The organism is Cupriavidus sp. TMH.W2, from assembly GCF_050847365.1.
Classification (GTDB): domain Bacteria; phylum Pseudomonadota; class Gammaproteobacteria; order Burkholderiales; family Burkholderiaceae; genus Cupriavidus.
The window spans coordinates 2,696,184-2,719,039 of the sequence record NZ_CP193792.1 but is presented as its reverse complement, the minus strand read 5'-3'; the positions used below and the strand labels follow the sequence as shown (position 1 = coordinate 2,719,039).

Genomic DNA, 22,856 nt, shown 5'->3' with positions numbered 1-22,856 from the left:
GGTCAGTGCCCCATGAGTCTGCGTGACAAGGCGGAGCTGATGCCCGGGTCACGAAATGGAAGGAATTCCGCGAGTCGCGGATAACCGGCTTCAAACAGGTCGCGCGGCATGCGCGCATCCTTGGCCGGATAAAGCCGCCCGCGTGCTTCGCGGACGATGGTGTCGAGACGGTCGAATAGTCTGGCGGTTTTCTCGCCCCGGTTGGGGAAATCAAGCGCGAGCGTGACGCCGGGCTCAGGAAAGCTCAGCATGCCCGGAGCCTGCCGGTCGCCGAAGGTCTTGAGGACCGCCAGGAACGAGCCTTCGCCCGACCTGGCGATCTCGGCCAGCATGGCTTGGACGGCATCGCGGCCGACGGCACGCGGCACCACGCTCTGGTACTGAAAGAAGCCCTTCGGACCGTACATCCGGTTCCATTCGTGCAGGTTGTCGAGCGGATAGAAGAACGGCTCATAGTGGGCCGTGCCACGACCTGCCTTCCACTTGTTCAGATGGAAATAAGTCATGTTGAATGGCCGCAATGTCAGCTTGTTTACCAGTGAAACCGGCGGCACGAACGGCATCGTCTTGCTGCGGTCCTTCGGCTCGGGCAGGCCCGTCACGTTTTTCGGGTTGCCACGCATGAATAGCCCGCGTTGCGAACTGCCGCCAAGGCAGTCGATCCAGGACACCGTGTGCTCCCAGCCGGCCTCGGAGCGGTCGGCAATGGCGAAGAATTCGTCGAGGCTGGCATAGGGCAGGGTCTCGGTGTCGAGCCATGGCCCGGGCACGCGCCGCAGCTGCATCTCGGCCGTCACGATGACGCCGGTCAGGCCCAGCCCGCCAACTGTCGCGGCAAACCAATCGGACCGTTCATCAGGCCCACATTCAAGCATGCTCCCGTCCGTGCGCGCCAGCGTCAGCCGTCGAACGTGATCGCCGAATGAGCCGAACACGTGGTGGTTCTTGCCATGCACGTCGTTGGCGATGGCGCCGCCGACCGTGATGAGCTGGGTTCCCGGTGTCACCGGGAGCATCCAGCCGCGCGGTACCGCGAGATGCTGGATGTCGCGCAGCAGCACGCCGGCCTCGCAGACCAAGTGCCCGTTCGTCTCGTCGAATGCGATGAAACGATCGAGGCCGGTCGTCTGCCAGAGCGTATGGCCGGGATTGAGGCACACATCGCCATAGCTGCGGCCCATGCCGTGGGCAAGTCCGGGTAGGGGGGCGGCAAGGTGCCGCGCAACCTGCGTCCGGTCGGTCAGCGCCCGGACTTCATGTTCCAAGCTTGCGAGCCGGCCCCACGACGAAACGCCTACCACGGCCACCCCACCGTCCCCAACGCGAGCACGGCGGCAAACGCGATTCCAGCGAGCTGGCTGGCGCGATCCTTGACCGCGAAGATCAGCGGGTCGTCGTGCATCTCGCCGCGATGAGCCTTCATCCACATCCAGCTGACCCAGAACAGCATGATGGGCACAGCGCCCCAGATGAATTCGGGGGTGCTGTAGAGCACAAGCACGGAATCGCTGTTGAGGTAGAGCGCAAGCACCAGGACGGATGCGTAGCCGGCGCCAATGCCGAGGGACTGGATAAGCTGGGCGTCGCTAGTGTAATAACCGCGGCCATGGACCTTCTCCTTGCCGCTTTGCAGCTGGACTTCGAGTTCGGCGTAGCGCTTGACGAACGCGAGCGACATGAACAGGAAGATCGAGAACGCCAGCAGCCAGAACGTCATCGGCAGCATTGCCGCAGCGGCACCGGCGATGATGCGCAGCGTGTAGAGTAAGGCCAGCACAAGGCAGTCGACCAGCATGATTCGCTTGAGAGCCAGGGAATAGGCGCAGGTGACGATGAAGTAGATGATCAGCCAGGGCAGGAAGCTGCCGCCGACGAACAGTGCCAGCACCACGCTGATTAGCAGTAGCACGGGCGCCAGTACCACCCCCATCCATGCAGGAACCTGGCCCGACGCGAACGGGCGGAAGCGCTTGCGTGGGTGCTGGCGATCACTTTCCAGGTCGAGCAGGTCGTTGGCAATATAGACCGATGACGCGCAGATACTGAAAGAGAGGAACGCCAGGATAATCGCGACCCAGGTCGTGCCGCTGGTCAGCTCGTGGCCGGCCAACATCGGCACGAACAGCAGCAGGTTCTTAAGCCACTGGTGGATCCGCAGCATGCGGCGCCATGCCGTGAAGCCGAGCCCTTCTGCCGGGAACACGCGCTCGACTTCGCAGCAGCCGCTGGCAGCCTTGGCGAGGCTGGCGGATGCATTGACGACGATAGCATTGCGCGCGCAGCGCCAGACCACGATATCGGCGCTCGAGTTGCCAACGTAGTCGAAGCCGGCCTGGCCGAAGCGCTGGTGGAGAGCGGCCGCCTTATTGGGGCCGGCCAGGTTGGTGATGCCGTCGCTGGCCATGACCTCATCGAAAATGGTCAGGTGTTCGGCGATGGCAATTGCCAGCGACTTGTCAGACGCCGTGCACAGGATCAGCTTGCGGCCTTCAGACTTCTGCACCTTGAGCCATTCGAGCAGCTCTGCGTTGTAGGGCAAGGAGGCCGGGTCGATGTCTACAAGTCCCGCTAAGCGTTCCTTGAGCACGGCCTTGCCTCGCGCAAGCCAAAGCGGGATGCGCAGGGCATTGCCCGGGCTCTCACGCAATATTCGCAACGCGGATTCGTGGAGCATGTCCGTGCGAATCAGCGTGCCATCCAGGTCGACTACAAGTGGCATCGAAACCAAGAAACAACTCCCCCTCTGAGCCTTGTTATATATCCCTGTTTCTCGCGCATGACATCCGTATCGCGGTTGCCGCCGGGGGGCGATCGCCTACTGGAGTCAGTGCGCGGACATTTTTCCTATGGCCGAACGCTGCTAGCGCAAGCAAGTATCGCGCTCTGGTGTGTCTGGCCGTTTGAACCCTAAGGGGTCACTTTGGCTGGCGTGACTGCGAACAAATTGTTTCCGCAGTGGAAGGGGCATATTTTAGCGGAATCGACTGAACATGTATCCAGTTGCGAGCTAATTTGGGGTCGCAATGCTGTGGCGCTGTGGCACGCATATGAATGGAGCGCCATCTACATGCGCCCCCTGCTCGTGCCAGAAACCCGTTCCACCAGTATCCAGGCGGCGTTGCTCGCACTCTGCCGCAACTCGGAGCCGGCTCCGGCAATACGCCGCCTGCCGTGTCCACACGTAAGCGAGAAGAGGCCCTAAGGCAACGCAGCGGAACACAGGACGCAATCCGCATAGTATATAGTCCTGCACAATCGCGGCCAACCCGAGGATTGGGTCATGCTCTTTGAGGTTTCTTCGCATACCGCCCCCAGTGTTCGCTTCGAGCGCAGGTTTTGGTGTGCAGAGTAAGTTACGGTAAACGCCAGCTCGAGGCATGCTCCGGGCGTGCTCTGCACCTGCCGGGCAAATAGGCTGTGCAGGATCTATTCAGGTTTGCTAAATGTTTGATTTTTTTTGGGTTCCACTTTTCTCCCTATTGGCCACGGTCATCGCGGTAGTCGCGTTGCGACCGGTGGCAATTGTAGGCGGGTTGGTAGATCGGCCCGACTCGCGCAAGCGTCACCATGGCGAAATACCTCTAGTAGGGGGAATTGCCATCACGATCGCTGTATGGTCGGCCGCGATGCTGTTCATGCGTTCTCAGGGCTACTATGTTGCCCTCTTAGGGGGGTTGACACTCTTGGCGATTGTGGGGATTCTCGATGATATGAAGGGAATGTCGCCAGTGGCGAAACTTGGAGTTCAGTTGCTGGCGGCCATTCTGATGACATCATGGGGTGGGATTTATCTTGGTACTCTTGGAGATATTTTTGGCCGCAGAGAAATTGAACTGGGTAATTGGGGGATTCCTCTGACACTCTTTGCGGTCGTCGCCGTAATTAATGCCATGAATATGTGCGACGGTTTGGACGGCTTAGCGGGAGGGCTATCCGCCATCACATTTGCCTGGTTTGCATATTTGGCAGGGCAGATCGATAATGGTGCTGCTCAGCGCATGTGCGTAATATTCTGCGGCGCCGTTCTTGGTTTTCTCTTATTTAACATGAAGAATCCGTTTCGGGGGGAGAAAAAGGTCTTCCTGGGGGATGCCGGTAGTTTGATGCTGGGGTTCAGTATAGTGTGGTTCGCGGTTCTTCTCTCGCAGCGTAGCTATAATGCAGATCGCCAAATACCTCCTGTGGTGATGTTATGGGTACTTGGCTTTGTTCTGATTGACCTCTTCACTGTGGTAGTGCGACGGGTACTGAAGGGCAAGAACCCGTTAGCGGCGGATAGGACACATCTTCATCACGTGCTGCTGAGACTAGGGTTAGGGGCTGACGCAATTGTCTGGGTCATCCTGTTCAGCAACGCCATATTTGGGTTCTGTGGAGTATATGGTTGGAAAGCAGGATATTCTGAACAAACACTATTTATCCTCTTTCTTGGACTAGTTCTTGTTCACTTGATGATCATGCGCAATGCGTGGCGTTTATTGAGAATAGGCCGTCGTATTGTGGCTAGATTGACGCACAGATCCTATTGATCCGGCATTCAAGCCGCCTATCACGCGGTTCGTTGCCGAATAGGATGATTAGTTGGTAGCCGAGACCTGCACGGCTAGGTTATCTCACTTTGAGTAGCCCCTTATTGGCCGACCGACGGGTTTTGCTGGGAAGGGGCTGGATTTTGGAGCTCCATCGATGCAGTCATCGTCATGGGCGTCAGAACTCAGCGCCTTCAGTCAGCTCGACCCACAGGCCCAGCACATCGCGTTGACCGTTTGCCTGGGTTCCCATTGCCAGATACACAGCCTTATTGCTGACGATGCCGTCACTGCGGATCTTGACCCGCAACGCGTCGAAGAACACGACCGGGTACATGGCGTCGAGCGGGCGGTTCTGCCAGGCGATGGACTCGGCCATGACTTCGTCGTTAACCGAGCTGATGAAGTCCAGGGAGAGTTACCTCTGATGATATGCCTCGCACAAAAAAATTCCGGAGAGATCCTGTCATCCCAAAGTTGATCTCAGTCCAGAGGTCCTGCCGCCCCATCAATAATTCAATTTCAATTGGTGGGGCGAAACAGGCTGGGCTCTTCGTACTGCGCTCTTATCCCAGCCAAATAACAACTTGCCCCGGCTGCACCTCAACCTTCACCGGCTGCCCAACCGCAAAGCCGGCCTCCTCCAACCAAACCCCCTTCAACCGAATCCAAGGCACAGCCCGCAAACCACTAAAGCCATTACTCCTGGCAGGAAGAACCGGAAAGTATGTACGCCCAGTGGTGAGAGTACGCACCTGAGTGCAAGCAGATTGCTCAGTCATAGCCAACTCCTGAGAGATGTCACTTCGCCCCCATTAAGGGGGGCGGCCGGGTACTTGACCACCGCTCGTAGACGGCCCGCATTATTTCCCTTTCGGGTCTTGTATCAATGCGCGCTACCCGGCCAAAGCGGAGCTTTGGCTGTTACGTAACCACGACTGTCGAGTGTGGTTGAGTCGCTACGAGAGGTGTGGTCAGCACCACTGGCAACACTACGCGGCACGGAGACTCGGGAGAATAAGACAACTCTAAGAGTTTCCAAAGGCTACGCTGGCAGGGACGGGTAACCACGCCGGGCACGCCGGGCATGGACTGGCTTATGCGGAGGCGACAGCGGCTGCAAGCCGCGCCCGAAGCACCAAGGCTAGCCCAACGACCAATGCCACGGCATTACCCACGGCATAGCCCAGCACGGCCCCGCGTGTACCCAGGCGCGGTACCGCAATGAGATCGACGATAACTGTCGTGAGGAGCACCAGAGCCCACTTCACCGCCACCCACCTTGGCTTGCGAAGAAACACCGGCAATAGACTCAGCCCAACATCCGCAAAAACCAGCGTCGACGCCAACGCCGCCAGCCGCAACAGCACAACCGTCTCGCCAAACGCCCGCCCATACAGCAACTGAACTACCCATTCAGCACAAAGTGCCAGGATGATTGCCCCACAGAGCCCGACTGCCGTGATGCCGCCAGTTACGCGCAGCACATTCGCTCGTGCCGCCCCCACCGATTGCTGCCCAAACACATACATCGGCGCCACCCCGGCGGCGAGGATCGTGGCGATAGTCGTAAAGTTGTCCAGCACCTGCATCGTTGCCGCATAGGCCCCCAGTTCCGCCAGCGGCACAAACTCCTTGAGAATCAATTGGTCCGCACGTCGCGCGCACACCATCAGCATAAAGCTCACCCAGAACAGCGTGCCATCACGTACCAGGTCCCGGGTCAGTGACGCGTCGCGGGTTGGTAATGTACGCGGTGCGCGTGACAGGTAGTACCAGGCTAGCAATACCGATGCAATCAACGGTTCGATGGCAAAGGCAGTCGCATAAGCGGGCAACAGATTGACACCGGTGAAGAAGAGCGCGCCGATCAGCCCAGCCTTGGCAGCCAGTGCAATGAGGTTGAAGACGACGTTCGGCCGGTTATGCGTACGCGCCTGCATCCACGCGATGACCACGCCGAAGGGTTCCCGCAGCATGATGGCCGTGCCGAGGATAGCTGCGGGGATCCATGTGTCTGCCGGCTGTTGTGTGAATGCCAGGTAGGCGCAAATCAGCGCATAGCCGGCAAGGCCTGCGGTCAGGCGGATGCCAAAGGCATGGGCGAGCAGCGTATGCGTGGCCTCTGGATCGGGTCGGGCGACGAGCCGTGGCACCACGACTTCGGCAGAGCAGATCAATGGAATGGACGCCGCGATAAACACCAGCGACTGTGCATACTGGAAATGCGCGAAGCCTTCAGTACCAAGCGCACGCGCCAGCATGCCTACCACGGCGATCCCGACCGCTACCTGAAGCCCGCGGTCAGCAAGCATCCAGAGCAAGTTGCCGGCAACTTTGCGGCGCATCAGGGGGTTTCCTTCAGTTGTTGGTACTGCGCCAGCCATTGTCTTGCAACGGCGGATATGTCGAAGCGGCTGATCACCTGCTGTCGGCGCCGGTACTGTTGAGCTTGGGTGCCGGGCAGTTCCTCGATGGCGGTCACAAGACCAGTGGCCAGCGCGGCAGCGTCGCCGACTGGCGTGATTGTAGCGACATCGCCTGCCAGTTCCGCTACGCCGGCCGCTGCGGTCGAAACTACCGGCAAGCCGCTGGCCAGGGCTTCGCCGACGGCCAGGGGCATGCCTTCGATGCGCGAGGACAGGACGAATACATCGGCTGCGCGCAGCAACTCAGGGATGTCTTTCCTCGCGCCAATCAGCAGCACGGCATGGTTCAAACCATACCCGGCAATCTGGCTTGTGAGTCCGGCGCGCAGCGGTCCGTCGCCGGCAATCATCAGCCTGGCCCTCGGAATCCTGCGATGCACCTCGCGGAATGCCTCAATCAGCATGGCCTGGTCCTTCTCCGGCACCAGCCTGCCGACATTCAGGACCAGTACTTCTCCGGCGTTGAGGCCAAGATCCCGGCGCATGCGCTCACGCGAGGCATCGTCCTGCCGGAAGCGATTGGTATCGATGCCGTTTGGCATCACGATCACGCGGCCGCTTGGCACAGCGCCGCTCGCAATCATGGCCTGCCTGCCCGCTTCGCTGACATGGGTGGTGAGGTCGCACCACCGGTCGGTCAGGCGATAGGCGAGGGCCCGCAGTTTGCCGCCTTCGCGCGCGCTATGTGCGGAACAGATAACGGGTGGCATCGGGCCGGTCCGCGCCAGCGCTCGTGCAAACAGGTTGCCGTGGATCATATGAGCGTGGATGACGTCTGGCTGCCACTGGCGAATAATCCTCCGTGCCTTGCGCAGCGCAGCCAGCATGGACGCCGGCGTCTTTCGCATGTGCAGCTCTGTAACGGGGACGTCTGGCGGCAGGTCGACTTCCGTGCCTGTCGTTAGATTCAGGATGGCAACGTCGTTGCCCAGGGCTGTGAAGCTTCCCGCAAGTGCGGCGATTTGCTGCTCGGCCCCACCTAGCCTGAGCCCGGTGGTGATCACCATGATGCGCAATGGCCGTTGCGCAGCCGGACTGCCTGCCATCGCCATCAGCGCGCCCCGTAGCCGGTCGCCAGCGTCCGCAGCGTCTTCACCGCAATCAGCAGGTCCAGCGCCAGCGAACAGTGCTTGACGTAATACAGGTCATAGCTCAGCTTGGTCACCGTTTCTTCGTGGCTGCCGGCATAACCCTGCTGCACTTGCGCCCAGCCCGACAGGCCGGGCCGCACCAGGTGGCGGTAGGGGTAGTAGGGAATGGTTTCGGAAAACTGCTCGACCATCGGCGCCTGCTCCGGCCGCGGGCCGATCAGGCTCATGTGCCCGAGCAGGACATTCCAGAGTTGCGGGATCTCATCCAGGCGGTACTTGCGGATGATGCGTCCGACACGGGTCACGCGCGGATCGCGGCGTGCGGCGAACATGGCTGGTGCGCTGCTGTCGACACCCATGCTGCGGAACTTGAGCATGACGAAAGGCTTGCCGAACAGCCCTACGCGTTCCTGCCGGAACATGGCGCCGCCCGGCGTTTCGAGCCGGATTGCGAGTGCCACCGCGAGCCCCAGCGGCATGGCCAGCGGCGCCAGGCACAGGACGGCCACGATATCGACCGCACGCTTAAGGTAGCCGTAGAGGTAGTGGGCGGCGTAGTCATCCAGGAAGTTTTCGTCGATGTGCGCCAGGCCAACGCGGCCGGTCAGCATTTCCCCGACGCGCTCCACCGAGTACATCCGGACGTGGCTCATCTTGTAGTGTGCGAGCAACCGCGTGCGTTCCGGGTCGCCGGTGGCGCTGCGTTCGACCATCAGGCCGTCGAAATGCCTGGCGTCCTCCAGCGATCCTACTGGCTCGAAGCGGATATGGGCCGGCGGTGCGGCGCCCGGCATGGCAAGGATGGATTCGAGCTGCGCCAGGGTACTCGGTTCGGTATAGCCGAACAGCGGCACGTAGTTTTGCACGAAGCGCCGATAGCCGGCCCAGATCCATGCCAGCGTGATGAGGTAGGACAGCAGCAGGGCGCCGCGCGAATACTCGATATGGAAGGCGGCGAACGCAAAGAGCAGGCCGCAGAACGGCAGCGTCGCGGCCAGGCCCGCCAGGCTGTTGCCCTCCATCGCCGGTAAGTGCAGTGATCGGTGAAGCAGCATGAACGCGACCAGGTACGGCACGACTGACCACAGCAATGTACGGGTGAACACGTAGGTGACAATGCCGGCGCGGTGCGCCATCTCGGCGCCGGCCGCGCTGAGCGCGAACAGCGCCAGGCCAAGCACTGCCCAGCCTACCATCCGGCTGACCCGGCGCACGGTTTCGGATCCGCCTGTACGGCTGCGCAAGGCACGGTGGCGCATGCTGTCGGTCTTGATGTTCATCATGTCGGCACCCGCGCAGCGCGGGGCGTTTGCGCCAGGGTGTCGCGGTAGACGGACCACGTCGCCTCGGTCATGCGCTCCAGTTCATAAAATTGCTCCCACCGGCGGCGCGCTTCGCCGCCAAGCGCTGCGCGCAGCGCATCGTCGCCGGCAAGGCGCCGCAGCGCATCGGAGAAGGCATTGTCATCGTCGTGATCCACCAGCACCCCGAGCCTGTTGTTCTCGATCTGTTCGCGGATGCCTGGCAAGTCCGAGGCGACGACCGGCAAGCCGGCCCGCATCGCTTCAAGCACCGAAAGAGGAAAACCTTCATGGTCGGACGCCAGCACAAAGACCTGGGCGGACGCCAGCAGGGCCGGGATGTCGGTCACGTTGCCGGGAAACTGCACGCGCCCGGGCGCTAGCTGTTGCGCCAACTGCTGCATGGCAGGCCGCTGGGGGCCGTCGCCGGCCAGTACAAGTTCGCACGCTTCCAGGCCGGCACGCGCGAACGCGCGAATAGCCGCATCCGGGCGTTTGGGCGCGGCAAAGCGCGCGACCATGACGATTCTACGCAGGGGGGCTTGTGGCGTGGCGCGATGGGCGGTATCGGCGATGCCGTTGGGGATCACCGTGATGCGTTCGGCCGGCACGGGTAGCGACCGGGCCAGCCGCAGTTCTGCCTCCGCGACGCAGATCACACGCGCCGTCAGCGGCGCCAATAGCCATTCCGCCGCGCGTGCGGCGACACGCTGGCGCACTGGGGCCTCAGGCTTGAAGGCGAAGCCATGGACGGTGTAGACGACGGGTATGCCGAGCAGAAATCCGGCGATGCGCCCCAGCGCGCCAGCCTTGGCACTATGCGCGTGGACCAGGTCGGGCGCGGCCTGCTTCAGCGCACTGACCAACTCACGCAGGGCAGCGATCGCACGCCAGGGAGACAGCGCATTGTCTAGACGCGCCAGCCGGATGGTATGGGCGCCCGACTGTTTCGCGATATCGAACAGGGGGCCGTCGCCGCCCGCCAGCAGGACGGTATCTGCCTTGCCCGCCATCGATTGCATCAGGTCAGCGACGTGCGACTGCGCACCGCCGATTTCCGAATTGGTGATCAGATAGGCGATGCGAGGGCGTGGCGAAGGCTGCGCGGCTGGTCTCAAGGGTCTGTAAGTCCGTGGCGGGGTGGAAGCCGCCGCATGTCTCAGGGCAATGCAGGATGAGGGGATGCCAGATGCGGCGGACCGGACACCGCCCGATGTAGGACAGACTCCGAAAATTGTGTCCATCCGTGATAATGCGGCGATTATACCGCCCGGACCTGCCGCAATCCGGCAAAATACCTCCCTTTGGGGTAAAGCCGATCAGTTTGCGACTGTCGTTCCCGCGCAGGCGGGAACCCAGTGACTTCGTCGCCAAAGGGGACGTGAAAGACGCTGGATTCCCGCCTGCGCGGGAATGACGGTGGGGCATGAGACCTTAACTGAACGGCATCACTCCCTTTGGGGCGCCGCATTTACCATCTGGCAAAGTGCGGCGCGGACGACAAGCAACACAGGACGCTACATGCAAATCGACCCCACCATTTTCAAAGCCTACGACATCCGCGGCATCGTGGGCAAAACGCTCACCCGCGACGTCGCGCGCCAGATCGGCTTGTCGTTCGGGTCGGCTGCCGTGGAGCTCGGCGAGAAGTCCATTGCCGTCGGCCGCGACGGCCGCCTCTCCGGCCCTGACCTGCTCGGCGGCCTCGTCGAAGGCCTGCGGGCAGCCGGCCTGAACGTGCTGGACCTCGGCATGGTCGCCACCCCGATGGTCTATTTCGCCACCAATATCGAAATCGACGGCGTCCGCCCCACCTCCGGCATCATGGTCACCGGCAGCCACAACCCGCCCGACTACAACGGTTTCAAGATGGTGCTGGCCGGCCGGGCGATCTATGGCGAGCAGATCCAGGCCCTGCGCCAGCGCATCGAGGCCGGTACTTTCACCAGTGGGGCTGGGACGTACAAGGAAGTCGATGTGCGTCAAAAGTACCTCGACCGCATCCTTGGCGACGTCAAGCTGTCCCGGCCCATGAAGATCGCGCTGGATGCCGGCAATGGCGTGGCTGGCGCCTTCGTCGGCGACCTGTTCCGTGGCCTGGGCTGCGAGGTGACGGAGTTGTTCTGCGATGTCGACGGCAATTTCCCCAACCACCACCCCGATCCGGCCCATGTCGAGAACCTGCAGGACCTGATGAAGTGCCTGCGCGAGACGGACTGCGAACTCGGCCTGGCCTTCGATGGCGATGGCGACCGCCTGGGCGTCGTGACCAAGGACGGACAGGTGATCTTCCCGGATCGCCAGCTGATGCTGTTTGCCGAGGAGATCCTGTCGCGCAATCCGGGTGCGCAGGTGATCTACGACGTCAAGTGCACCGGCAAGCTGGCGCCGTGGATTCGTGAACACGGCGGCGAGCCGCTGATGTGGAAGACCGGCCATTCGCTGGTCAAGGCGAAGCTGAAGGAAACGGGCGCGCCGATTGCCGGTGAAATGAGCGGTCATGTGTTCTTCAAGGACCGCTGGTATGGCTTTGATGATGGCCTGTACACCGGCGCGCGCCTGCTGGAGATCCTGTCGCGCCATGCGGACCCTAGTGCCGTGCTTAATGCGCTGCCGAACGCGAACAACACGCCGGAACTGCAGCTCAAGTGCGCAGAGGGTGAGCCGTTCACGCTGCTCGACAAGATCAGGGCGAACGCAAAGTTCGAGGGCGCGCGCGAGGTGATCACCATCGACGGCGTGCGTGTGGAATATGCCGATGGCTTCGGCCTGGCGCGTCCGTCCAATACCACGCCGGTGGTGGTGATGCGTTTCGAGGCGGACAGCGACGCCGCGCTGGCACGCATCCAGGCGGAGTTCAAGCGCGTGATCCTGGCAGAGAAGCCGGATGCTCAGCTCCCGTTCTGAGCGCGCGACGGTGCCGCCGGCATCGTCTGACGCGGCCGGTGTGGCGCAGCCCATGCCGGCCGCGGTGCCATTTGCGCTGCCGGAGCGACCCCGCATCCTGCTGGTCAAGGTGTCGTCGCTCGGGGATGTGGTGCACAACATGCCGCTGGTGCATGACTTGCGCGCGCGCTGGCCGGGTGCCGAGATCGACTGGGTGGTGGAAGAGGGCTATGTCGAGCTGGTACGCCTGCTGCCTGAAGTGCGCCGGGTAATCCCGTTCGCGCTGCGGCGCTGGCGCAAGCGCATCCTGCAGGGCGGCACCTGGCGTGAAATGGGCGAGGTGCGTGATGCCCTGCGCCAGGATCGCTATGACGCCGTGATCGACAGCCAGGGCTTGCTGAAGACCGCGGTGGTCGCGCGCGTGGCCGGGCGCGCGCCGGGTGCGCCGATTATCGGGCTGGGCAATGCGACGCAGGGCTCGGGCTATGAACCGGCGGCGCGGCTGCTATACACCGACCCGGTGCGCGTGCCGCGCCAGACGCATTCGGTGCGGCGCTCGCGCCTGCTGGGCGCTGCGCTGACCGGCTTCGCGCCGGCGGAGCCGCCGCAATTTTTCGGGCAGGCCGCGCAATCGTTGCATGTCGACGATCCGCTGTGGGCCGATTTGCCTGCCCGCTATGCCGTGTGTTTCCATGCGACCGCGGGTGCGCGCAAGAAGTGGGCGGTGCAAAACTGGCATGCGCTGGGCAAGCGCCTGGGTGAAGAGGGCCTGGTGATGTTGTTGCCGTGGGGCAATGACAAGGAACGCCAGGCTGCCGAAGCCGTTGCGGCCGGCGTGCCGCAGGCCAGGGTGCTGCCGCGCTTCTCCGTGATGCAGGGCTTCGGGCTGATCAACCGGGCCGAGGTGGTAATCGGCGTGGATACAGGTCTGGTCCACATCGCCGCGGCGCTGTGCCGGCCGACGGTGGAGATCTATACAGCCACGTGGCGCTGGAAGACGGAAGGCTACTGGTCCGACCGCATTGCCAATGTCGGCGATGACGGCGTGGTGCCGTCAGTCGATGAAGTCTACGAGGCGGCTTGCCGCGTGCGCGGGGTGTCTGCCTGATGCTGCGTTTTCTCTATAGCTTGTTGTGGGTGGTCGTGCTGCCGCTGGCGGTGTTGCGCCTGGCCTGGCGGGCGCGCAAGGAGCCGGGCTACCTGCAGCATGTCGGCGAGCGCCTGGGGGTATATGGCGGCCTGCCAAGGCAAGGCCCCTGGCTGTGGGTTCATGCCGTGTCGGTCGGCGAGACCCGCGCCGCGCAGCCGCTGATCCAGGCGCTGCTCGCCGCCTATCCGCATCACCGCCTGCTGCTGACGCACATGACCCCAACCGGTCGTCAGACCGGCGCGCAGTTGTTCGGCAATGAGCCGCGCATCCTCCAGTGCTACCTGCCTTATGACCTGCCGTGGCTAGTGGGACGGTTCATGCGGTATTTCCAGCCGCAGGCGGGCATGCTGATGGAGACTGAGGTTTGGCCCAACCTGCTGCGCGGCGCGCGCAAGGCGGCGGTGCCGTTGTACCTGGTCAATGCGCGCCTGTCGCCCCGCAGCTTCCGGCGCACGGCGCGCTTTGGCCGCGCCGCAACGGCGATGTATGGGGATTTCACCAGCGTGCTGGCGCAGACGGCCGGCGATGCCGATCGCTTTCATGCGCTGGGCGTGCCGGCGGTGCAGATCACCGGCAACCTCAAGTTCGATATGCAGCCCGCACCGGCCGGCGTGGCGCTGGGCGAGCGGCTGCGCAAGATCTTCGGCGCGCGCGCGGTGCTGGCGGCTGCCAGTACGCGCGAGGGGGAAGAGCCGATGCTGCTCGAGGCCTTCTCCCGCTGGCAGTCGCTGGCGGGCAACGTCCCGCGCCCTGCCCTGCTGCTGATCCCGCGTCATCCGCAGCGCTTCGACGAGGTGGCCGCGATGGCGGCGCGGGCGGGGTTTTCGGTGGAGCGCCGCAGCAAACTGGATCTTGGCAGCATGCAGTCACCGCTGACCGCCGATATCGTGCTTGGCGATTCGATGGGCGAGATGGCGATGTACTTTGCTGCGTCGGACCTGGCCTTTATCGGCGGCAGCCTGTTGCCGCTGGGTGGGCAGAACCTGATAGAAGCCTGCGCTGTCGGCACGCCGGTGCTGATTGGCCCGCACACCTTCAACTTTGCGCAGGCGACGGAAGACGCGATTGCCGCGGGCGCTTGCCTGCGTGTCGACAATGCCGATGCGCTGATGCGTACCGCAGCAAGCGTACTGGCCGATCCGGCACGGCTGGCGGATATGCGCGCCCATGCGCAGACCTTCGCGGGGTTGCATCGGGGCGCTACGGTGCGCACCCTCGCGGCGCTGGCGCCGGCGCTGGAAGGCTGAACCGGTGGCTATCCTGGCGCCTTGATCAGGGCATCCCACTGCAGGGCAAGCCGTTCCAGCGTGAAATTGCCTGCCTTGTGGCGCCCGCCTGCGCCAAGGCGGGCGGCCATTTCCGGTTGCCGGATCATGGTCAGCAGCGCCTTGGCCAGCGCATCGGCGTCGTCCGCGGCAACCACCAGCGCGTCCTGCCCCGGGGTGAGCAGTTCCCGGGGGCCGGTCTCGCAATCGGTCGATACGATCGGCAGGCCAAACGCCATCGCTTCGATCAGCACCAGCCCGAATCCTTCATAGCGCGAGCTCAGGCAGAAGACTGATGCGTGGCCATAGGCCTGTACTGGATCATGGCAAACGCCGGGCAGGCTTGCCCGGCCTTCGAGCCGAAGCTCTCCGATCATTGCAGTCAGGGCAGGGCGCTCTTCGCCTTCGCCGTGGATGACCAGCTGCCATTCCGGCGCTGCTTCGGCCACCTTCTGCCAGGCGCGCAGCAATACATCGAAGCCCTTGGCCGCGACCAGCCTGCCCATGGCCAGCACCGTCTTCTGCGTGCGTGGCGCCGGTGCGGCCGGCAGGGGAAACGGCAGCGGATTCGGCAGGCAGACGACTTCGCTGCGCGGCCGCAGTGCTTCAAGCCAGCGGCGGCGGTCTCGCTCGGTCAGCACGACCACCTGCCGGCAGAACCGCGCCGCCAGTCGACGCGCCAGCTTGCGTGCCGGCTTGCCGAGATCCTCGTCAAAGTGGCAATGCTCCCACGCGATGTGGTGCAGGCCCAGGCCAAGGGTGGCCGGCAGCACAAACAGTTCGAGCATGGTGTCGACCTGCACCAGTACCTCGATCCGATGTTCGACGCAGTGCCGGCGGATGCCGGCGGCCGTGGCCAGATAAGCGCGCTTGAAGGAAGGGCGCTGCGCAAACAGTGCCTCGTGGCGGATGCGCGGGTGCAGCGCGAACTGGCTGGCGGCGTCCCAGAGACTCAGGATGGTGACGTGATGGCCAAGGTCGGCCAGCGCATTGGCGACGGTAGCCGTCATCCGCTCCGCGCCCGCCATCGCGTTCAGCGTGCCGGTCAGAAAGCAGATATTGCGGCCGGACGTCGGGTTGTGAAGAGGCATGGCTGGCAAGGCGGCAGGTATGGGGGTGCGGCCAGGAAAGAAGCGGGAACTTACAGGCGTCTGCAATTATCCTTGGCTTTGGCCTGTGTTGGTGCCAATCGTGGTGCGATATGCCTACGCGTTAAACTACACCAGCATCGCGCAGCCAGCGATGCTGAACTTGCATGAAGCCGCCAGGCTCTGAGCCAGCTTGCAGCGTCAAGGGCCGCAAATGGCCTTCTCGCCTTGTCACAGGAGCTTACCCTTATGCAGACATCTTATCGCGGTACCCGCCAGGCAATTGGCCTGCACGGCGCTGTCCTGGCCCTCGTTGCCGCCGCAGTGGCGCTTGCCGCCTGTACCACTGGCCCTGTCGAGAACCTCCCCTCAGCCGGCACCAACCTCAACCAGACCCAGCCCTCCGGCCCCAGCCGCTGGGAACTGGTGCGCTGGCAGCAGCCCGACGGCTCCCTGCGCGATATCCCCCACGGCGACAACGGCCAGCCCATCATTTTCGAGTTCAACCAGGGCATCGATGCCGCGCAGGGCACGGTCAGCGGCACCAGCGGCTGCAACCGCTTTGCCGGCAGCTATGGCAAGACCGATACCGGGATCCGTTTCGACGGCATCGCCGGCACGCGCATGGCTTGCCCGCCGCCGCGCATGGAGCTGGAGTCGACCCTGCTCAAGGCAATGCAGACGCCGTTCGCCACTGTCGGCACGCAGCCGTCGGCGGGCAGTATGGGACGACAGATCATCTGGAAGACTGCTGGCGGCGACCTGCTGCAGTTTGTCGAGCGCGAGGGCGTGGGCAAGCGCGGCGCGAGCGTGGATGCAGGCGGCGTCGAGAAGGTCGTGTACATCGATTCGCAGCGCGTGGCGTGCTCGGGCGTGGGCAAGATGACGTGCTATCGCTGGCGTGAATCGCCGCAGGCCCCGTGGCAGCTCTGGTATGGCCCGATCGAAGGGCTGGACTTTGAGCCGGGCGTGGCCTACAAGCTGCGCGTGCGTGAGTACCAGGTGCCGAATCCGCCGGCGGATGCGTCGTCGATCCGCTGGCAGTTGCTGAAGGTGGAATCGAGGACGCGGGGGCAATAGGGTAGCCGAGGCATCTGAAAATCACTGGGTTCCCGCCTGCGCGGGAACGACGCAGCTTTGGCGCTGCGCGCCTCGCTTATGCACGCCGTCATCCCCGCGCAGGCGGGGATCCAGTGTCTTTGGCCGCAGGCCGCCCGCTCAGGAACGCGGTGCGCCGCCCGTGATCGTTTCACGCCTGCCGCCGCGCCGCTGGGCCGCGGCAGGCGGGTTTGACGGCGTTGCCACGGCGCCTATCTTCGTCTTCGACGGCAGCTTGTACATGGCACCCGGCGACGAGGTCAGCAGCGTATTGATCTGCACCACGTCGTCCTCCTGCAGCACGCCGGTCGAGGCCTTCAGCCGCAGCCCGTTCATGATGGTGTCGTAGCGCGCCTTGGCCAGGTTGGCGCGGGTCTGGAAGAGCTGCGCTTCGGCGTTCAGCACGTCGATATTGATGCGCACGCCCACCTCGTAGCCAAGCTGGTTCGACTCGACCGCGCTCTGGGCAGAATGCTCGGCCGCCTCGAGCGCTTTCACCTGTGCCAGCCCGTTGGAAACGCCCGAATAGCTCTGGCGCGCGCTCTGCGCGGCTGTGCGGCGCGCGAATTCCAGGTCGCTGGCAGCCTTGTCGGCTAACGCACGCGTCTCGCGCACGCGCGACTGGATCTGGCCGCCGGAATAGATCGGCAGCGTCAGCTGCACGCCGATCTGGCCGTTGTTGTTGCGGCTGGCGATGTTGACCTGCTGGGTGGCCATCCCGGTGGAGTTGGTGAAGCCGTACGAGGCCACCAGGTCTACCGAAGGCAAGTGGCCGGACTTGGCCTTGTTGTTCTCGCGCTGGGCCGTTTCCAGGTTGTAGCCGGCCAGGCCGACCTGCGGATTGGTGGCCTCTGCCTGGGCCGCCCACGCGTTCGCGTCCGCGGGCTGCGGGCCGGGAATGGCGGCCTCGGGCCGCAGGCCAAGCAGTTCGTCGACGGGCTTGCCGGTGATCTGCTGCAGGTTCGCGCGCGCAACCTCCAGCGCGCTCTGTGCGGCGATCTCGGTCGAGGTTGCCAGGTCGTAGCGTGCCTGCGCGTCGTTGGCATCGGTGATGGTTGCCGTTCCCACCTCGAAATTGCGCTTGGCCTGCGCCAGCTGTTCGGCGATGGCCTTCTTCTGCGCGCCGGCGAGGTACAGGTTGTCCTGCGCGGTGAGGACGTCGAAGTAGGCCTGCGATGAGCGCGTGATCAGGTCGAGCTCGGCCTGGCGGAACGAGACTTCGCCGGCCAGCGCGGCCAGTTCGCCCTGCTTGTAGGTTTCCCAGCGATCCCAGCGGAACAGCGGCTGGGTCAGCTGCAGCGCCCAGTTGTTGTTGTTGAAGAACCGGTTGGCGACGACCGGCACGCTCTGGTCGACGTTGGTGCGCGTTGCACCGGCCGAGCCGGTGATCTGCGGCAGCAGCCCGGCGCGGCCCTGGGGCAGCTTCTCGCGCGTGGCCAGCAGCTGCGCGCGCGCGCTGGCGAACTGCGCGTCATTGGCTTGCGCATCGCGGTAGACCTGCAGCAGGTCGGCCGCGCTTGCCGGCGCCGCGGGCATCATCGCCAGCAGCGGGGCAAGCAGGGAAACCGCGATCGCCAGGCGCGTCCGGATCACTCCGGGCAGGGCGGTGGGCGCAAACGTCATGAAAGCTCCAGGTTGCCGGGCGCGGGGCGCGGCCTACAGTCGTTTCTTCTTGGTGTTGCTGTGCTGGACTGCTGCGTCAGTACTTCGGCATGGCCGGGTCGACATCGCTGGCCCAGGCGTGGACGCCGCCGGTCAGGTTGTAGACCTTGGCGTAACCCTGGCGCTCCAGGTAGGCCGCCACCTGCATGCTGCGTGCGCCGTGATGGCAGATGCAGACGATGTCGGCGTCTTCGTCCAGTTCGGCTGCGCGCGCGGGGATGTCGCGCATCGGGATGTGGGTGATGCCGGGCATGGCGCAGGTCTGCACCTCCCAGCCTTCACGCACGTCGAGCAGAACCGGCTTGGCGCGGCTGGCGTCGGCCAGCCACTGGGCCAGTTCGGTCGCTTGGATGACCTGCATGATGACTTCGTCCTCAGAACTGGAATTGCGACGGCCGCGCCGCGCCCTGCAGGGGCTTGATCGCGGTTTCGAACAGGTTGACGACCTGGTATTCGGTCTCGGACACGCGCGTGACCAGGCGTGCTTCCATCACCGGCAGCTCGCCGATGAAGGCGGCGATGCGGCCGCCCACCTTGACCTGCGACAGGATCGATTGCGGAATCGCCGGCAGCGAGCCGGAGATGCAGATCACGTCGTACGGTGCGGCGGCGCTCCAGCCATCGGCGGCATTGCCTTCGGCCACGTCGACGTTGGTGATGCCGGCGTTGGCCAGGTTGGTGCGGGCCAGCTCGACCAGCTCGGGCACGATGTCCACGCTCAGCACGTGGCGGGCGCGGTTGGCCAGCAGGGCGGCCATGTAGCCGGAGCCGGCGCCGATTTCCAGCACGTTTTCATGCTTGCGCACGGCCAGGTCCTGCAGGATGCGGGCTTCCACGCGCGGCGCCAGCATGTTCTGCCCGGCGGGCAGCGGAATCTCCATGTCGACGAACGCCAGCGAGGCGTACGCGGGCGGGACAAACTGCTCCCGCTTGACTACCGCCAGCAGATCCAGGATTTCCTGGTCCAGCACGTCCCACGGGCGGATTTGCTGTTCGATCATGTTGAATCGGGCTTTTTCGAGATCCATCTTGCCATTCCTTACCAATGCCAACCGCTTGTCGGTCTGTGCGCCGGCCGCGCGGTGCCACGGCCGGACAGTCTTATCAAACCCACTATTTTAACCTTGTGGACGCCGCCGGGCTCATTCCGCGCTGGCCTCTGCCGAGGCCGGCCGGTCTGGTGCTGCTGACTGGCTGGCGGTCTTGCCTTGCCACAGCCGGCGCAGCCAGGCGCCAAAATCATCAAGATACGTATAGATCACCGGCACCACCACCAGCGTCAGGATCGACGAGGTAATGATCCCGCCGATCACGGTCTGGCCCATCGGCGCGCGCTGCTCGGCGCCTTCGCCCAGGCTGAAGGCCAGCGGCACCATGCCGAAGATCATCGCCAGCGTGGTCATCAGGATCGGGCGCAGCCGCACGCGGGCGGCTTCGATCAGTGCCGCTTCCCGGGACAGCGGCGCCTTGCCGTCGGCGCCGTCCACATGCCCGTGCCGCGCCTGGTTGGCAAAGTCCACCAGCAGGATGGCGTTCTTGGTCACCAGCCCCATCAGCATGATGAAGCCGATGATCGAGAACATGTTCAGCGTCGAGCGGAACAGCAGCAGCGCCGCGAACACGCCAATCAGCGTGAGCGGCAATGAGGTCATGATGGCGATCGGCTGGAAGAAGCTGGCGAACTGCGAGGCCAGGATCATGTAGATGAAGATCACCGCCAGCGCCAGTGCCGACACCGCAAAGCCGAAGGATTCGTTCATCGACTTGGTCGAGCCGCCGAAGCGGTACTTGTAGCCGGCCGGCCAGTTCACGCCGTCCAGCGCGGCCTTGACGTCGCGCGCCACTTCGCCCGCCGAGCGCCCGGCCACGTTGGCGGTCAGCTCGACCTCGCGGTTCAGGTCGCGCCGGCTGATCTGGTTGGCGCCCGTGGTGGGCACCAGCTCGGCGATCTGGCGCAGCGGCACCATCTTCGGCGAGCCGTCGGCATTAGTCTGGCTGCTGGCGATCATCAACGCGCTCAGGTCGGCCATGCCGGTACGCGCGTCCTTGGGCAGGCGCACGCGCACGTCGTAGTTCTGGTCGTCGGGGGCGCGCCAGGAGCTGATGGCGTCGCCGGCCAGCAGCGGGCGCAGGGCATTGCCGATCTGCGCGACGCCAACGCCCAGGTCCGAGGCCAGCTCGCGCCGGATGCGCACCTCGATGGTGGGGCGGTCGTCCTTCATGCTTGAATCCAGGTCGGTCAGGCCGCGGATCGCCGTCATGCGCGCGCTGGCTTCCCTGGACAGGCGCCGCAGTTCGTCAAGGTCTTCGCCCTGGATCGATACCTGGATCGCCTTCTGGCCCCCGGCACCGTCAGGCATGCCCACCATCGTCAGCGTGATGCCGGCGATGCCCGCCAGGCGCTGGCGGATCAGCGGGTTGAGCTGCGCGGTGGACAGCTGGCGCGAACGCCGCTCGGTCAGCCGCACCGACACCAGTGCATTGTTGCGGCCCGAGGCATTGCCCGAGTTGATGGTGGCGTAGGTGTAGGCCACTTCCGGGAAGGATTTCAGCGCGGCCTCCACCTGCCGCACCTTGGCTTCGGTGACGTCGATGGAGGTGCCGACCGGCGTGGTGAAGCCCACCTGGGTCTCGCCCAGGTCGGCATTGGGCACGAACTCCGTGCCGATCAGCGGCACCAGCGCAAAGCTGCCGAAGAAGGTCACCGCCGCGATGATGGCGGTGGCCAGCCGGTGCTTCAGCGCCCAGCCCAGCATGCAGGCATAGCCGTTGCCAAGCTTGTCCATCTTTGCCGAAAACCAGTCCAGCAGCCGCCCCACGGTGCGCCCATACCAGCTTGTCTTGTTGCCGGTGCCGTGCAGGTCCGGGTCATGCCAGACCGACGACAGCATCGGGTCCAGCGTGAACGAGACGAACATCGAGATCAGCACCGCCGCCACCACGGTGATGCCGAACTGGTGGAAGAAGCGCCCGATGATGCCGCCCATGAAGCCCACCGGCAGGAACACGGCGACGATCGAGAAGGTGGTGGCCAGCACCGCCAGCCCGATCTCGTTGGTGCCGTCCAGCGCCGCGGTGTGGTGGTCCTTGCCCATCAGGTTGTGGCGCACGATGTTCTCGCGCACCACGATGGCATCGTCGATCAGCAGGCCGACGCACAGCGATAGCGCCATCAGCGTGATCACGTTGAGCGTGAAGCCGCACATATACATCACGCCGAAAGTGCCGATCAGCGCGATCGGCAGCGTCAGCCCGGTGATCACGGTGCTGCGCCAGGAGCCCAGGAACAGGAACACGATCGCCACCGTCAGGAAGGCGCCTTCAAGCAGCGTCGATCGCACTTCCTTGACGCTGCTGCGGATGCCGCGCGCGGTGTCGTTGACCACGTTGAGCTGCACCCCGGCCGGCACCAGTTTGCGCGTTTGCGCGGTCATGCGCACCAGGCCGTCGACGGTGTCGACGGTGTTCTGGCCCTGCGCCTTCACCACCGACAGGAACAGGGCGCGCTTGCCGTCCAGCAGCGCCAGGCTTTCCTGCTCTTCCTGGCCGTCGCGCACGTCGGCGATCTCGCCCAGGGTGACCGGCTGGCCGGCGCGGCGCGCCACGATGATCTGGCGGAACGCGTCAGGCGTCGGCACGCGGCCCTTGATCTGCACCACCGTTTCCGTGGCCGAGGAACGCAGCTCGCCCGCGGGCAGTTCCTGGTTCTCGTTGCGGATGGCGTTCATCACCTGGTCCACGCCGATACCCAGCGCTTCCAGCTGCGCGGGGCGGATGCGGATCTCGACCTCGCGCTTGGTGCCGCCGACGATATTGATGGCGCCCACGCCGCGCACCGTTTCCAGGCGCTTGCGCACGATCTGGTCGGCGATGGTGGTCAGCTCGCGCTGGCTGCGGTTGGCGCCGGGTGCGTTGGAGACTGACAGATAGAAGATCGGCGCGTCGGACGGGTCATAGCGCAGCACGCGCGGTTCCTTCACCTCGTCGCGGAACTGCGGGCGGATCAGCGCGATCTTGTCGCGCACGTCCTGCGCGGCCTGGCCGACATCGACGCTCAGGTCGAACTTGATGACGACGACCGAAGTGCCCTGGTAGGAGTGCGAGAAGATCTCGTCGATGCCGGAGATGGTGTTGACGATCTCCTCGACCTTGCGCGTGACGTCGGACTCCACCGACTCCGGCGCGGCGCCAGGGTATTCGGTCTGCACCACCACCACCGGGAAGGTGATGTCGGGAAACTGGTCGACCGGCAGCCGCTGGTAAGAGAACAGCCCCACCACGATGAAGGCCATCATCATCATGGTGGCCAGCACCGGGTTGCGAATGGACAGGCGGGTGAACCACATGGCGCGGGTCC

At 64.2% G+C, this 22,856-nt stretch carries 17 protein-coding genes and 1 pseudogene; 5 read left to right on the top strand and 13 right to left on the bottom strand.

Annotation, left to right across the window (positions count from 1 at the left end):
- Positions 1–2: 2 nt before the first annotated feature.
- Positions 3–1,301 (bottom strand): FAD-binding oxidoreductase, encoded by a 1,299-nt coding sequence (locus ACREYQ_RS12500; RefSeq protein ID WP_432260406.1) that lies wholly within the window; start codon positions 1,299–1,301, stop codon positions 3–5.
- Complete coding sequence (locus ACREYQ_RS12495; protein ID WP_432257907.1) at positions 1,295–2,728, bottom strand: UbiA family prenyltransferase; 1,434 nt, start codon at positions 2,726–2,728, stop codon at positions 1,295–1,297. The genes ACREYQ_RS12500 and ACREYQ_RS12495 overlap by 7 nt, the downstream gene beginning before the upstream one ends.
- Before the next feature lie 715 nt (positions 2,729–3,443).
- Between ACREYQ_RS12495 and ACREYQ_RS12490 the strand changes: the two genes are divergently transcribed.
- Positions 3,444–4,529 (top strand): MraY family glycosyltransferase, encoded by a 1,086-nt coding sequence (locus tag ACREYQ_RS12490; protein ID WP_432257906.1) that lies wholly within the window; start codon positions 3,444–3,446, stop codon positions 4,527–4,529.
- Positions 4,530–4,710: 181 nt separating this feature from the next.
- On the opposite strand, the pseudogene ACREYQ_RS12485 reads toward ACREYQ_RS12490, so the two are convergent.
- The 6 genes and pseudogenes from ACREYQ_RS12485 to ACREYQ_RS12460 form a co-directional block, all read right to left on the bottom strand.
- Positions 4,711–4,947, bottom strand: a pseudogene (locus tag ACREYQ_RS12485) (transposase); the annotation flags it as partial.
- A 148-nt stretch (positions 4,948–5,095) separates the two neighbouring features.
- Positions 5,096–5,311, bottom strand: coding sequence for a SymE family type I addiction module toxin (locus ACREYQ_RS12480; protein WP_432257905.1), 216 nt, complete (start codon positions 5,309–5,311; stop codon positions 5,096–5,098).
- Between the two features lie 315 nt (positions 5,312–5,626).
- Positions 5,627–6,877, bottom strand: a complete 1,251-nt coding sequence (locus ACREYQ_RS12475; RefSeq protein WP_432257904.1) for a lipopolysaccharide biosynthesis protein — start codon at positions 6,875–6,877, stop codon at positions 5,627–5,629.
- Positions 6,877–8,010: a glycosyltransferase gene (locus tag ACREYQ_RS12470; protein ID WP_432257903.1), complete on the bottom strand. Its 1,134-nt coding sequence runs from the start codon at positions 8,008–8,010 to the stop codon at positions 6,877–6,879. Before ACREYQ_RS12470 ends, ACREYQ_RS12475 begins: the two co-directional genes overlap by 1 nt.
- Positions 8,010–9,329 (bottom strand): sugar transferase, encoded by a 1,320-nt coding sequence (locus ACREYQ_RS12465; protein ID WP_432260405.1) that lies wholly within the window; start codon positions 9,327–9,329, stop codon positions 8,010–8,012. Before ACREYQ_RS12465 ends, ACREYQ_RS12470 begins: the two co-directional genes overlap by 1 nt.
- Positions 9,329–10,594: a glycosyltransferase family 4 protein gene (locus tag ACREYQ_RS12460; protein WP_432257902.1), complete on the bottom strand. Its 1,266-nt coding sequence runs from the start codon at positions 10,592–10,594 to the stop codon at positions 9,329–9,331. Before ACREYQ_RS12460 ends, ACREYQ_RS12465 begins: the two co-directional genes overlap by 1 nt.
- A 277-nt stretch (positions 10,595–10,871) precedes the next feature.
- On the opposite strand from ACREYQ_RS12460, the gene ACREYQ_RS12455 reads away from it, so the two are divergent.
- The 3 genes from ACREYQ_RS12455 to waaA are packed head-to-tail and all read left to right on the top strand — an operon-like array spanning position 10,872 to position 14,633.
- Positions 10,872–12,257, top strand: a complete 1,386-nt coding sequence (locus ACREYQ_RS12455) for a phosphomannomutase/phosphoglucomutase (RefSeq protein ID WP_432257901.1) — start codon at positions 10,872–10,874, stop codon at positions 12,255–12,257.
- Positions 12,238–13,344 (top strand): lipopolysaccharide heptosyltransferase I, encoded by a 1,107-nt coding sequence (gene waaC, locus ACREYQ_RS12450; protein WP_432257900.1) that lies wholly within the window; start codon positions 12,238–12,240, stop codon positions 13,342–13,344. The genes ACREYQ_RS12455 and waaC overlap by 20 nt, the downstream gene beginning before the upstream one ends.
- A complete protein-coding gene (waaA, locus tag ACREYQ_RS12445) occupies positions 13,344–14,633 on the top strand; it encodes a lipid IV(A) 3-deoxy-D-manno-octulosonic acid transferase (RefSeq protein WP_432257899.1) in 1,290 nt (429 codons plus the stop codon). Before waaC ends, waaA begins: the two co-directional genes overlap by 1 nt.
- Before the next feature lie 8 nt (positions 14,634–14,641).
- On the opposite strand, the gene ACREYQ_RS12440 is transcribed toward waaA, so the two are convergent.
- Positions 14,642–15,742, bottom strand: coding sequence for a glycosyltransferase family 4 protein (locus ACREYQ_RS12440; RefSeq protein WP_432257898.1), 1,101 nt, complete (start codon positions 15,740–15,742; stop codon positions 14,642–14,644).
- Between the two features lie 246 nt (positions 15,743–15,988).
- Here ACREYQ_RS12440 and ACREYQ_RS12435 point away from each other — a divergent pair, with 246 nt between their 5' ends.
- Positions 15,989–16,819, top strand: a complete 831-nt coding sequence (locus tag ACREYQ_RS12435) for a DUF4377 domain-containing protein (protein ID WP_432257897.1) — start codon at positions 15,989–15,991, stop codon at positions 16,817–16,819.
- Between the two features lie 138 nt (positions 16,820–16,957).
- Here ACREYQ_RS12435 and ACREYQ_RS12430 read toward each other — a convergent pair whose 3' ends face one another.
- The 4 genes from ACREYQ_RS12430 to ACREYQ_RS12415 form a co-directional block, all read right to left on the bottom strand.
- Complete coding sequence (locus ACREYQ_RS12430; protein ID WP_432257896.1) at positions 16,958–18,460, bottom strand: TolC family outer membrane protein; 1,503 nt, start codon at positions 18,458–18,460, stop codon at positions 16,958–16,960.
- A gap of 76 nt (positions 18,461–18,536) precedes the next feature.
- Entirely contained in the window at positions 18,537–18,860 is a 324-nt protein-coding gene (locus tag ACREYQ_RS12425) for a rhodanese-like domain-containing protein (RefSeq protein WP_432257895.1), read from the bottom strand.
- Between the two features lie 13 nt (positions 18,861–18,873).
- A complete protein-coding gene (locus tag ACREYQ_RS12420; protein ID WP_432257894.1) occupies positions 18,874–19,527 on the bottom strand; it encodes a protein-L-isoaspartate O-methyltransferase family protein in 654 nt (217 codons plus the stop codon).
- A 114-nt stretch (positions 19,528–19,641) separates the two neighbouring features.
- Positions 19,642–22,845, bottom strand: coding sequence for an efflux RND transporter permease subunit (locus ACREYQ_RS12415; protein ID WP_432257893.1), 3,204 nt, complete (start codon positions 22,843–22,845; stop codon positions 19,642–19,644).
- Between the last annotated feature and the right edge of the window lie 11 nt (positions 22,846–22,856).

Coding starts and splice junctions, on each gene's coding strand:
- ACREYQ_RS12490 (WP_432257906.1), top strand. CDS start 3,444: ATGTTTGATTTTTTTTGGGTTCCACTTTTCTCCCTATTGGCCACGGTC.
- ACREYQ_RS12480 (WP_432257905.1), bottom strand. CDS start 5,311: ATGACTGAGCAATCTGCTTGCACTCAGGTGCGTACTCTCACCACTGGG.
- ACREYQ_RS12475 (WP_432257904.1), bottom strand. CDS start 6,877: ATGCGCCGCAAAGTTGCCGGCAACTTGCTCTGGATGCTTGCTGACCGC.
- ACREYQ_RS12470 (WP_432257903.1), bottom strand. CDS start 8,010: ATGGCGATGGCAGGCAGTCCGGCTGCGCAACGGCCATTGCGCATCATG.
- ACREYQ_RS12465 (WP_432260405.1), bottom strand. CDS start 9,329: ATGAACATCAAGACCGACAGCATGCGCCACCGTGCCTTGCGCAGCCGT.
- ACREYQ_RS12460 (WP_432257902.1), bottom strand. CDS start 10,594: ATGGACACAATTTTCGGAGTCTGTCCTACATCGGGCGGTGTCCGGTCC.
- ACREYQ_RS12455 (WP_432257901.1), top strand. CDS start 10,872: ATGCAAATCGACCCCACCATTTTCAAAGCCTACGACATCCGCGGCATC.
- waaC (WP_432257900.1), top strand. CDS start 12,238: ATGCTCAGCTCCCGTTCTGAGCGCGCGACGGTGCCGCCGGCATCGTCT.
- waaA (WP_432257899.1), top strand. CDS start 13,344: ATGCTGCGTTTTCTCTATAGCTTGTTGTGGGTGGTCGTGCTGCCGCTG.
- ACREYQ_RS12440 (WP_432257898.1), bottom strand. CDS start 15,742: ATGCCTCTTCACAACCCGACGTCCGGCCGCAATATCTGCTTTCTGACC.
- ACREYQ_RS12435 (WP_432257897.1), top strand. CDS start 15,989: ATGCAGACATCTTATCGCGGTACCCGCCAGGCAATTGGCCTGCACGGC.
- ACREYQ_RS12430 (WP_432257896.1), bottom strand. CDS start 18,460: ATGACGTTTGCGCCCACCGCCCTGCCCGGAGTGATCCGGACGCGCCTG.
- ACREYQ_RS12425 (WP_432257895.1), bottom strand. CDS start 18,860: ATGCAGGTCATCCAAGCGACCGAACTGGCCCAGTGGCTGGCCGACGCC.
- ACREYQ_RS12420 (WP_432257894.1), bottom strand. CDS start 19,527: ATGGATCTCGAAAAAGCCCGATTCAACATGATCGAACAGCAAATCCGC.
- ACREYQ_RS12415 (WP_432257893.1), bottom strand. CDS start 22,845: ATGTGGTTCACCCGCCTGTCCATTCGCAACCCGGTGCTGGCCACCATG.